The sequence below is a fragment of the Mesoflavibacter sp. CH_XMU1404-2 genome, from assembly GCF_037029465.1.
In the GTDB taxonomy this organism is placed as follows: Bacteria; Bacteroidota; Bacteroidia; order Flavobacteriales; family Flavobacteriaceae; genus Mesoflavibacter.
This window is the reverse complement of sequence record NZ_JAYMEM010000018.1, coordinates 93109-99447: the sequence shown is the minus strand read 5'-3', so window position 1 is coordinate 99447 and position 6339 is coordinate 93109. Positions and strand designations below refer to the sequence as shown.

Sequence of the window (6339 nt, the reverse complement as noted above, 5' to 3'; positions counted from 1 at the left end):
AGTGGTATTAAACCCAATTTACTTTGAGTTTGATAAATCAAACATCACAGCAAAAGCAGCGTTTGAATTAGACAACTTAGTACAAGTAATGAACAAATACCCAAATATGGTTATAGAAGCAACGTCTCACACAGACTTTAGAGGTTCTGATAGCTACAACCAAGGTTTATCAGAAAGACGTGCGCAAACTACAAGACAGTACATTATCTCTAAAGGTATTGATGCTAGCAGAATATCTGCAACTGGTAAAGGTGAAACTGAGCCTGCTGTAGATTGTAACCCTTGTAGTAAAGAACAACACCAACTTAACAGAAGAAGTCAGTTCTTAATTGTGAAGCAGTAATCTAAATTTTATGCTGAAATAATCAGCTTTATTAATACTAAAAAAGCGGTAATTTGAACCATTCAAATTACCGCTTTTTTGCGTTAAGGATGGTAGTGGCATCCTTTTTTTGCTTCCATATAAGGCAAAAAAAGATATAACGAACAGCCTGTTAAAACGCCCAAATCTTTACAATAAAAAAAGCCTCACTAATTATTTAGCAAGGCTTTGGGTTATTTTATTAAATCACCATTTTTATCGTAAAAATGATATTCTAAATATGTGTAAGCATCTCTAGGTTGTATTTTTACCCATTTTTTGTGTTCAAAAAACCATTTTGAACGTACAGATGGAAAACCTTTTGTTAAAAAGGCTGCTATAAAAGGATGTGTGTTTAAGGTCACCTTTTTATAGTCTTTTTTAAATAGTTGTTCTAAGTCATGAGTTATTTTTTGTACCAATACTATTGGTGCTTCGACCTCTTCTCCATTATCACCATTAGGGTTAACTTCTCTGGTTTTAATGTTCATTTCTGGTCGTACTCTTTGACGTGTTATTTGAATCAATCCAAACTTACTAGGAGGTAATATTTTATGTTTGGCTCTATCATCTTTCATTTCTTCACGTAAGTGATTGTAAAGTTTTTTTCTGTTTTCGGCAGAGTTTAAATCTATAAAGTCTACTACAATAATACCGCCCATATCGCGTAATCTTAACTGTCGTGCTACTTCTGTTGCAGAGATAAGATTTACTTCTAGTGCAGTGTCTTCTTGTGAGTTTGATTTGTTAGATCTATTACCGCTGTTAACGTCTATTACATGAAGTGCTTCAGTATGTTCTATAACAAGGTAGGCACCTTTAGCCATAGATACTGTTTTTCCAAAAGAAGTTTTTATTTGTCGTTCTATCCCGTATTTCTCAAAAATGGGAACTTTAGATTGATAGAGTTTGACAATTGATTCTTTATTTGGTGCAATTTCTTGCAAATAATCTTTTATTTGAAAATAAAGCTCTTCATCATCTACATGTATACCTGTAAAAGTGTCGTTAAATATGTCTCTTAAAATTGAAGATGCTTTATTTAATTCTCCTAATACTTTGGTAGGATGATGGGCTTTGTGTAGCTTTTTACACATTGTTGTCCAACGACTTAACAAATGCTGTAAATCTTTGTCTAGTTCGGCTACCTTTTTGCCTTCAGCTACTGTTCGTACAATAACGCCAAAACCTGGTGGAGTTATACTTTTTACCAATCGTTTTAAACGGTCTTTTTCTTCTCTATTTTCTATTTTTTGAGAAATAGATATACGATCAGAAAAAGGGACTAAAACAATATATCTACCGGCAATAGAAAGCTCTGAGCTTATCCTTGGACCTTTTGTAGATATTGGTTCTTTTACGATTTGTACTAAAATAGACTGGTTTGATTTTAAGACGTTGTTTATTTTACCGTCTTTATCAATGTCTTTTTCAAATGGGTAATCTTTTAAAGAAAAGTCTTTTAATTTACCTGTGCTTACACGTTTTGTGAATTTTAAAAGTGAAGAAATTTGTGGTCCTAAATCATGATAGTGCAAAAAGGCATCTTTTTCATATCCTACATTAACAAATGCAGCATTAAGACCTGGTACAGCTTTTCTTATTTTGGCGATAAACACATCACCAACAGCAAACTTGTTACCATCTTCATCTTTATGTAATTCAACTAATTTTCCATCTTTTAATAAGGCAAAATCAACAGCTTCTGGACTAGACCTAATAATTAATTCTTTATCCATTTAGGTTAATTTTTATCCATACAATTAAGTACAGATGGATTATACAATTTTCACAGGATTTTTAATCCGGCTGAGTTTAATTTTACGCAAGGTTTACACGTAAATTTTATTAAACTCTATTTTCAAAGAACGAAATTTTAAAAAACCAAAAAAGTAGTTAAAAAACTACTTTTTGGAATTATTTTTTCTTTTTGTGACGGTTAGCGCGTCTACGTTTTTTACGCTTATGCGTAGCAACCTTGTGTCTTTTACGTTTTTTACCACTTGGCATAGGTTAATGTTTTTTTAATTAATAATTCGTTTAAATTTTTACTTTACGTCAACATTTGTTTTAACGCCTTCTACAAATACTTTTGCAGGCTTAAATGCTGGAATATTGTGAGCTGGAATTTTGATTGTTGTATTTTTAGAAATATTTCTTCCAGTTTTTTCAGCTCTAGTTTTGATAATGAAGCTACCGAATCCTCTTAAATACACATTATCTCCACTCTCTAAAGATGTTTTTACTTCTTCCATAAAAGTTTCAACAGTCGCTTGAACATCTCCTTTTTCAATTCCTAATTTCTCAGAAATTTTTGCTACTAAATCAGCCTTAGTCATTTTCTTTTATTATTTGGGTTATTAAAATTTTTAAGGGTTGGCAAATATAGGCATTTAATATTCAATATTTCAAACCTAATTCATTAAAATTTAATGCTATAAACTTTACTTTTGTTTTTCTTATAGTTTTTAGCTCTATGAATTTTTCAAAAAACTTAATTAATTGGTATACAGGAAACAAGCGTGACTTACCTTGGCGTAACACGACTAACCCTTATTATATCTGGCTTTCTGAAATCATCTTACAGCAAACCCAAGTGGCTCAAGGTACACCTTATTATCATGCTTTTACACGTCAATTTCCGACAGTTTTTGACCTTGCAAACGCCAATGAAGAAGAAGTGTTAAAATTATGGCAAGGATTAGGCTATTACTCACGCGCAAGAAATTTACATTGGTCGGCAAAATATATAGTGAATGAACTTGATGGTGTTTTTCCTAATACATATAAAGAGATTTTAAAGTTAAAAGGAGTTGGAGATTATACCGCTAGTGCAATTGCTTCTATTTGTTTTGACGAAGTGACTGCTGTTGTTGATGGTAATGTTTACAGAGCATTATCAAGAATTTTTGGAATTAAAACACCAATAAACTCTACACCAGGACAAAAAGAATTTAAAGCATTAGCGCAAGAATTAATAGATAAAAAGCAACCTGCTATTTTTAATCAAGCTATAATGGAGTTTGGTGCAAGACAGTGCAAACCTAAAAATCCAGATTGTAGTATTTGTCCTTTTAAAACAAGTTGTTTGGCATTGAAAGAAAATAAAATTGATGTATTACCTGTTAAGCTCAAAAAAACTAAGATCACTAATAAGTATTTTAATTTTATAGTCATTATTTCTGAAAATAAGCAAACTATTTTAGAGCAACGTATAGGAAGTGGCATTTGGCAAAACTTATATCAATTTCCATTAATTGAAACTGAAAAACCTTCAACTTACAATAATATAAAGTCTAATATTGAAAGTTTAGGTATTCTTGAAGGAAAGGATTTTGATATTCATTTATATAATGATACAGATATAATACACAAGCTATCGCATCAACATTTACACACTAAGTTTTGGATAGTAAGTTTAGATGAAAGAATTGAAAATGGTATTGATATTTCTACCATAGAAGACTATCCTGTGCCTATTTTGATAGGAAACTTTATCGATAAATTTAATTTTTGAAATCCAAAATTCATTCACTTCAAAAAAAATTATTAATTTTAGTAACATACAGACGCAATTCTGTAATTTTGCGTCCTTAATATTCAATATTTATGTCAGGAACACTTAATAAAGTAATGCTAATTGGGCATTTAGGAGACGAAGTAAAAATGCACTATTTTGAAGGTGGCGGTTGCATAGGACGTTTTCCTTTAGCAACTAATGAGACTTATACCAATAAGCAAACTAACGAGCGTGTAAGCAATACCGAATGGCATAATATTGTAGTACGTAACAAAGCGGCAGAAATATGTGAAAAATACCTTTCAAAAGGTGATAAAATATATGTTGAAGGTCGTATAAAAACTAGAAAATGGCAAGACGATTCTGGTAACGACCGTTATAGTACCGAAATACAAGTGACAGATTTTACGTTTTTAAGTAATAAAAATGAATCTGAAGCTATGCAAGGTAACGCACAAGCAAAACCTATGCAACAACAAACACCAAAACCAGAAACACCAAATACACAACCTATAGAAGACGATAATGACGATCTTCCTTTTTAAGTAATATTATATGGATCCTGAACCCTCGTGTTTTATCTTACTTTTAGCTAGTACTAATATAAATATAGTACTAGGATTTGTACTTTTAATAGTTCTTTTAATTGGTTCTGCATTAATTTCTGGAGCAGAAGTTGCTTTATTTTCTCTGTCAAGAACAGACTTAGAAGACGAAGAACTAGCTACAAAAAACCAAATAAAAATAATTACCAAGCTTTTAGAACGACCAAAAAAACTACTGGCAACCATATTGGTGGCAAATAATTTTATAAATATTGGTATAGTAATTTTGTTTGCTTTTTTAAGTGAGTTTATGTTTAAAAGTATTACATCTACTTTAATAAAATTTATAGTTGATGTAGTAGTTGTTACTTTTTTAATTTTGCTTTTTGGAGAAATTTTGCCAAAAATATATGCTAGCCGTAATAATTTAAAATTCGCCACTTTTATGGCATATCCTTTACGTGTTTTAGATGTTGTTTTTTCTCCGTTAAGTTTACCAATGCGCGCTATAACATTAACAATACATAGCCGATTAGGAAAACAAAAATCAAACCTTAGTGTAGATCAATTATCTCAAGCACTAGAGCTAACAAGCGAGCATGATACAACCAAAGAAGAGCAAAAAATATTACAAGGTATTGTAAGTTTTGGTAATACAGATACCAAACAAGTTATGCAACCACGTATTGATGTATTTGCATTAAGTATAGATCAAACTTACGCTGAAATTGTAGAAGAAATTGTAGCCAACGGTTATTCCAGAATACCAGTTTACCAAGATAATATGGATAATATAAAAGGTATTCTATACGTAAAAGACTTGTTGCCTTATTTAAATGAAAAAGAATTTGATTGGACATCACTTTTACGTGATCCATTTTTTGTGCCAGAAAACAAAAAATTGGATGATTTAATGTCAGAATTTCAAGAGAAAAAAGTACACCTTGCTGTTGTAGTTGATGAATATGGTGGAACTTCAGGCTTGGTTTCTTTAGAAGATATTATAGAAGAAATTGTTGGTGATATTAGTGACGAGTTTGATGACGAAGATTTAATCTTTTCTAAGCTAGATGATAAAAATTATGTTTTTGAAGGTAAAACAGCATTGAAAGATTTTTATAAAATTATAAAACTTGAAGACGATACTGTTTTTGAAGACAATAAAGGAGAAGCCGAAACTTTAGCTGGGTTTATTTTAGAAAACTCTGGAGGTTTTCCTAAACGAAACAGTAAAATAAAATTTGAAAATTACGTTTTTACTATAGAGTCTTTAGATAAAAAACGTATTAAGCGTGTTAAGGTAACTTTGCCCTAACCAAAATGTAGAATTGATGATACAAAAACTAACATATTTACTTTTAGGTTTACTCTTATTAACCAGTTGCGCAGAAGATCCTGTACCAAAACCAAAAGGGTATTTAAGGTTAGAGTATCCAGAAGCAACTTATAAAAGTTATAATAAACAATTACCGTTTTCTTTTGAAAGAAATACACTTAGTGATACCGTTAAAATTAAAACCATTCCTAATGATCCAAGTAGTTTTGGGTTAAACTTAGAGTATGATAAATTAAAAGGAACAATTTATCTTACTTATAAAACGATACATGACGAAGAAGAATTAACCAAGTTTTTAAAAGACGCACAAAATTTTACACAAGAGCACACACGTAAAGCTGATGAAATTGTAGAGCAAGTTTATGATAATAAAGAACGAAAGGTTTACGGAATGTTTTACGAAGTTGGTGGTAATGCCGCAAGCCAATCACAATTTTATGTTACAGATAGTACAAAGCACTTTTTAACAGGTTCTTTATATTTTTACGCAAAACCTAATTACGATTCTATATTACCTGCAGCAAACTATCTGCAAAAAGATATTAAGCATATAATGGAAACTTTAGAGTGGAAATAA

The 6339-nt window shown here is 30.8% G+C and carries 7 protein-coding genes; 5 read left to right on the top strand and 2 right to left on the bottom strand.

Annotation, left to right across the window (positions count from 1 at the left end):
* On the top strand, positions 1-343 hold a 343-nt coding region (locus WA327_RS08370; RefSeq protein WP_336068563.1), incomplete at its 5' end, for an OmpA family protein.
* Between the two features lie 212 nt (positions 344-555).
* Here WA327_RS08370 and WA327_RS08365 read toward each other — a convergent pair.
* The gene (locus WA327_RS08365) at positions 556-2100 is read right to left on the bottom strand and encodes a ribonuclease E/G (protein ID WP_336068561.1); all 1545 of its coding nucleotides are present in this window, start codon (positions 2098-2100) and stop codon (positions 556-558) included.
* 309 nt (positions 2101-2409) lie between these two features.
* Entirely contained in the window at positions 2410-2700 is a 291-nt protein-coding gene (locus tag WA327_RS08360) for an HU family DNA-binding protein (protein WP_019386001.1), read from the bottom strand.
* Positions 2701-2837: 137 nt separating this feature from the next.
* Between WA327_RS08360 and mutY the strand changes: the two genes are divergently transcribed.
* The 4 genes from mutY to gldD all read left to right on the top strand — a co-directional run bounded on the left by mutY (position 2838) and on the right by gldD (position 6339).
* Positions 2838-3878: an A/G-specific adenine glycosylase gene (gene mutY, locus WA327_RS08355; protein ID WP_336068552.1), complete on the top strand. Its 1041-nt coding sequence runs from the start codon at positions 2838-2840 to the stop codon at positions 3876-3878.
* A 92-nt stretch (positions 3879-3970) separates the two neighbouring features.
* Positions 3971-4426 carry a single-stranded DNA-binding protein gene (locus WA327_RS08350; protein WP_336068550.1) on the top strand — a complete coding sequence of 152 codons (456 nt, stop codon included), beginning with the start codon at positions 3971-3973 and terminating at the stop codon, positions 4424-4426.
* A gap of 10 nt (positions 4427-4436) precedes the next feature.
* A complete protein-coding gene (locus WA327_RS08345) occupies positions 4437-5741 on the top strand; it encodes a gliding motility-associated protein GldE (RefSeq protein WP_336068548.1) in 1305 nt (434 codons plus the stop codon).
* 16 nt (positions 5742-5757) lie between these two features.
* Complete coding sequence (gene gldD / locus WA327_RS08340; RefSeq protein WP_336068545.1) at positions 5758-6339, top strand: gliding motility lipoprotein GldD; 582 nt, start codon at positions 5758-5760, stop codon at positions 6337-6339.